The organism is Pseudomonas sp. R62 (genome assembly GCF_000257605.1).
Taxonomy (GTDB): domain Bacteria; phylum Pseudomonadota; class Gammaproteobacteria; order Pseudomonadales; family Pseudomonadaceae; genus Aquipseudomonas; species Aquipseudomonas atacamensis.
Map to the genome: position 1 here is coordinate 677,811 of NZ_JH635998.1, position 4,477 is coordinate 682,287.

At 62.8% G+C, this 4,477-nt stretch carries 5 protein-coding genes; all 5 read right to left on the reverse strand.

The features are described 5' to 3' along the window. A partial coding sequence (locus OQK_RS04530; protein ID WP_016771319.1) for a phospholipase D-like domain-containing protein occupies positions 1–1,108 on the reverse strand: 1,108 nt, incomplete at its 3' end. A 1-nt stretch (position 1,109) separates the two neighbouring features. After that, entirely contained in the window at positions 1,110–1,700 is a 591-nt protein-coding gene (locus OQK_RS04535; RefSeq protein ID WP_016771320.1) for a YceI family protein, read from the reverse strand. Between the two features lie 170 nt (positions 1,701–1,870). After that, entirely contained in the window at positions 1,871–2,167 is a 297-nt protein-coding gene (locus OQK_RS04540; protein ID WP_016771321.1) for a hypothetical protein, read from the reverse strand. Further along, a complete protein-coding gene (locus OQK_RS04545) occupies positions 2,164–3,243 on the reverse strand; it encodes a serine hydrolase domain-containing protein (protein WP_016771322.1) in 1,080 nt (359 codons plus the stop codon). The genes OQK_RS04540 and OQK_RS04545 overlap by 4 nt, the downstream gene beginning before the upstream one ends. 181 nt (positions 3,244–3,424) lie before the next feature. Further along, a complete protein-coding gene (locus OQK_RS04550) occupies positions 3,425–4,303 on the reverse strand; it encodes an acyl-CoA dehydrogenase family protein (protein WP_016771323.1) in 879 nt (292 codons plus the stop codon). Positions 4,304–4,477 lie beyond the last annotated feature (174 nt).

The following is a 4,477-nucleotide window of genomic DNA, read 5'->3' on the forward strand; positions in this document are numbered from 1 at the left end:
ACACCCGCTGCTTGACCCGCCGCCACAACGGTCGGCGCTGCCATTCCTCCAGACTCACCAGCTGACTCAAGCCGAAGTCCTTCACGAAGCTCGCCTCCACCGCTGCCGTCAACGCCGGGTCCAGTGCTTCCAGATTCGCCTCCAGATTGAAACGCAGATTCCAGTGATCGAAGTTGCACGAACCGATGCTTACCCATTCGTCGACCAGAACCATTTTCAGGTGCAGGAAGCACGGCTGGTATTCGAAGATCTGCACCCCGGCCTTGAGCAGGCGCGGGTAGTAGCGGTGTCCGGCGTAGCGCACTGACGGGTGATCGGTGCGCGGCCCGGTCAGCAACAGCCGCACATCGACCCCGCGTGCAGCGGCTTTGCGCAGCGAGCGGCGGATTTTCCAGGTCGGCAGAAAGTACGGCGTGGCCATCCAGATGCGTTTTTGCCCGCTGTTCAGCGCGCGAAACAGCGATTGCAGAATATCGCGGTGCTGGCGGGCGTCGGCATACGCCACACGGCCCATGCCCTCGCCCTTGTCCGGCACGCGCGGCAAACGTGGCAGACCAAAATGCGCGGCCGGGCGCCAGGCGCGGCGGTAACGGTTGGCGATCCACTGGCGATCAAACAGTAATTGCCAATCGATCACCAATGGGCCGCTGATCTCGACCATCACTTCGTGCCACTCGCTGACATCATGGCCCGGCGTCCAGAATTCATCGGTCACGCCGGTGCCGCCGACCACGGCCAGGCATTGGTCGACCAGCAGCAACTTGCGGTGGTCACGATAGAAATTGCCGACCCAGCGCCGCCAGCTCAGGCGATTGTAAAAACGCAGTTCGACCCCGGCCTGGGTCAGGCGCTGACGCAGATGCAGCGTGAACGCGAGGCTGCCGTAATCATCGAACAGGCAACGCACGCGCACTCCGCGCTCCGCCGCCGCGACCAGCGCCTGGACGATGGCTTCGGCGCAGGCGCCGGCCTCGACCAGGTACAGCTCCAGTTCGATCTGTTCTGAAGCTCCAGCGATGTGCTCGAGCATGCGCGGAAAGAACTGCGGACCGTCGATCAACAGTTCGAAACGGTTGCCGTCACGCCAGGGGAACACCGCACCGCGCATGTCAGCGCGCCGTGAAAATCAGCACCGCACCCACCGGCACCGACAGACTGATGGCCGACAGATCGGCGAGTTTGCGCAGGTTTTCCAGGCCAGGCGCCAGATCGAAATCCTCGGCGTTGATCACCAGCGGCTCCAGCGTCACCACCTGAAAGCGCCGATCATCCAGACGCGTGGCGAGCAACTCGGCCGGGTATTCGTGCTGTTTGCCGTGCAGGCTGACGGTCAGCGGCAGGCGCAACTCCAGCTGCGCGCCGGGGGCCAGATCGTTGATCGGACGCAGGTCGATCTGGGTGGTGATGGTGGCTGCGGGAAACTGCTCGATCTGGAACAGCTCCTTGCGCATGCGCTCATCACGCAGGGGGATGCCGCTGTTGATCGATTCGAGCTCGACTTCGACCTCGGCGCGACCGTTGGGGTCGACCTTGCCGTGCAGCACCAGAAAGCGCTGCACCTCCGACACGCTGGCATTTTTGGTGCTGACGAACGACAGCCGCGACGACTCGCCGTCCAGGTACCAATTGGCCTGGGCCGGCAGCGCAACGGCGGTCAACAGCAGACTGGCGAAGGTTGTATAGAGGGAGCGGTTGAACATTGAACACTCGTGGGGGCGATAAACCTGCACGAACCTTAACCGCCCGCCAAGTTATTGCAAGCCCTGTGGGAGCGAGCCTGCTCGCGAATGCAATGCTCCCCGCACAGCATGTATTGCGGCTTGCGACGATTTCGCGAGCAGGCTCGCTCCCACAGGGGAGACCAGATAATTCAAGGATTCAGGCGACAGCCCTGGCGTTCGCTCAGCCACTGCGCGCTGCTGCTGCGGCCCATGCCGCTGACGGTGATGGTTTTGCTCGAAGCGTCATCGGTAAAACCGCTGGTTGGCAGCCATTGCTTCACATAGCCACGGCAATACCCGGCGTCGTTGTTCATCACATAACGACACGAGCAATATTCCTTGGCGGTGTAGGCGCTGATGATGTCCGGGAAAGCCCAGAGATTCTCCCGCTCATACCAACCCCAGCCGAGCAGCACGATCAACAGCAACAATAGAAAGCGCTTCATCGCCGCACCGCCTGCAACACGCGTTTGAGCAGTTCGTTGTGCCGGTAGCTGCCATCGCGGTCATCGCCGTAACGCACGATCACCAGTTTCTCGCTGGGCATCACGTACAGCGCCTGGCCCCAGTGGCCGAGGGCGGCGAAGGTGTCGGGTGGCGCGTCGGGCCATGGTGATGGTGCGCCATCGACAGGGCGATTCAGCCACCAATGGCCGCCGGGTACGGCTTCGTCCTGATGCGCCTTGTAGCCGGCAAACGGTGTGAGGTTGAACGCGAGCCAATCCTCGGGCAGCAACTGCCGATCGTTCCAGCGCCCGCCGCGCGCCATCAACAGACCGACCCGCGCCAGATCCCGCGCGGTGAGATAGGCATAGGACGAGGCGACAAAGGTGCCGCTGGCATCGCTTTCCCACACGGCGTGGCGAATGCCCAAGGGCTCGAACAATGCTGTCCACGGATAGTCGACATAACGTGCTGGGCCGACCATGGTTTTCAGGGCAGCGGCGAGCAGATTGCTGTCACCGCTGGAATAACGGAAAGCGTGACCCGGTGCGGCGTAGGCGTCGTGGCCCGCCGTGAATGCGGCCATGTCGCGATGGCCGCGGGTGTAGAGCATCGCCACCACTGAAGATTTCAGCGGCGCGTATTCGTAGTCCTCCTGCCAATCCAGACCGGAGGCCCAGTTCAGCAGATGGCCGAGGGTGATCGCCGGGTGTTTGTCCAGCGTCGGGTAGAACTTCAGCGCCGGATCATCGAGTTTGAACCGGCCTTCGCCGTAGGCCACGCCGAGGACCGTTGCCAGCAGGCTTTTGCTGATCGACCAGGTCAGATGCGGTGTCTGTGCAGTGGTCGGAGCGGCGTAGCGTTCGTAAATGATCTGGCCGTCGCGGATGATCAGCAAGGCGTCGGTGCGGATGCCTTCGCGGGTGGCGTCGTTGCGGGGCGCGAAGGCGTAGTTTCCCAGTGCCAGGGCAGCCGGGCCGGTGATCTGCGGGGCGATGGGCCATTGCTCGCCGGGCCATTGTTCGGCGCGGACGGTGAGGCTGATCAGCAGCAGGAACAGCGACAGGCCTTTGAACATGGTGGGCGCTCTGGGAATGAACCTGCTGAGCCTAGTCGGGGTTTATGACAAATTTTAGATGTTGGTCGTCCATGAAATTGCCATCGCTGGCAAGCCAGCTCCCACAGGGGTCCCAAGTGAACACACATTTCATGAACACCTTTGAAACCTGTGGGAGCGGGCTTGCCCGCGATGAGGCCAGTCAGGCCAACGCAAGAGCCTTGGCCAAGCGCTTGGCCCGGGCCCCTGCAGCCAATTGCATCACGCCTTGATCACGCTGCCACATCGCCGCCCACGCAGGATCACCCTGCACCAACGCCTGATCTACCTCGGTCTTGAGTGATTCAAACTGCGCAAACAATCCGCCCAGCACTACATGCCCCGCCGGATTGTTCGGCGCTTGCCGGCTGGCCTCGGCGCACCCGGCCAGAAGCGCCAGCAAACGCAATTGCAGGGCCTGCGGCCAGTCGTTGTCCTGGCCGACGCCGTACAACCACGCGGTCATGGCGCTGAGCACGTAGACATCTTCAAGGCTGCGAAACGGTTTGACGTAGGCGTCCCAACCGTCGCCGGCGAGCAGTTCGCACAGGGCGCCGTCGAGGTGCAGGCGACCGTGGCTGATGTCCGGCATCAACGGCAACGCCGGCAGTTTTTCCACCTTCACGCCGGGCTCGCCGGGATACACCACCGCCAGACTCAGGCGCGGTGGTTCGCCAAGCTCCTCACTGCGCGCAGCCACCAATAACCAGTCGGCGGCGTCGCCGGCGGTGACGAAATCCTTGTGCCCGCTCAGGCGCAAATCTTTCAGCCGCGTTTGCATATCGGCCGGGCGCAGGCTGCGTTGTTCGGTCGCGCACAAGGCGCCGAGGCTCAGCGGCGCGCTCGGCCACAACATGCGCAGCGCCGCCTGATAACCCACCAGAAACGCCAGCCCCGGCGTGGCCATTCGCCGCCCGCCGGCCACCGCCAATTCGAACGGCGTGACGTTGCCCAGCGCCTGCAACAACGTTGCAAAACCCTCGGCCAGATCAGCAACGGCGGGCAAGCGTTCACGGCGGTGCAACAGATCTGTCCAGGGCATGGGCGCCTCCTTGTGGGCTGTCATATAAGCATCACCGAACGTTCATGGCGATGACACCGGGGCTACATAGCCTGACTTTGCACAACACGGCTGCATAAAGAAAGTCGATCGGCTGCAACCCACGACGGGTTAAAGGCCCGTACGGAGATTCACATGACGCAAATCGCCCGCATC